This window comes from Mangrovimonas sp. ST2L15 (assembly GCF_001280515.1).
Lineage (GTDB): Bacteria > Bacteroidota > Bacteroidia > Flavobacteriales > Flavobacteriaceae > Mangrovimonas > Mangrovimonas futianensis.
In genome coordinates, this window is record NZ_LBIQ01000053.1 from 1 (window position 1) to 375 (window position 375).

1 protein-coding gene is annotated in these 375 nt (G+C 49.3%); it reads right to left on the bottom strand.

The genetic code is table 11. The features are described 5' to 3' along the window. A partial coding sequence (locus tag ZA07_RS16250; protein ID WP_197276767.1) for a hypothetical protein occupies positions 1 to 375 on the bottom strand: 375 nt, incomplete at both ends.

The following is a 375-nucleotide window of genomic DNA, read 5'->3' on the forward strand; positions in this document are numbered from 1 at the left end:
AACCGTTACCATCGGTATAGGTATAAGTGAACGGTGCGTTGGCTGGGTCGGCATCCGTGGCATCAGATACTGCTGTACCGCCACCATAGGTCCAACTTCCACCGGTTTGTCCTCCTGGCTCTAAGGCGGTTAAATCTACACTTGTTGTCCCTGGACATACCATCTGATCATCAATCGATACTGGGGTTACTGTATAATTACTATAGCCCACCGTATCAGAAGCATCACAACCATTACCATCGGTATAAGTATAAGTGAACGGTGCGTTGGCTGGGTCGGCATCCGTAGCATCAGATACTGCTGTACCGCCACCATAGGTCCAACTTCCACCGGTTTGTCCTCCTGGCTCTAAGGCAGTTAAATCTACACTTGTTG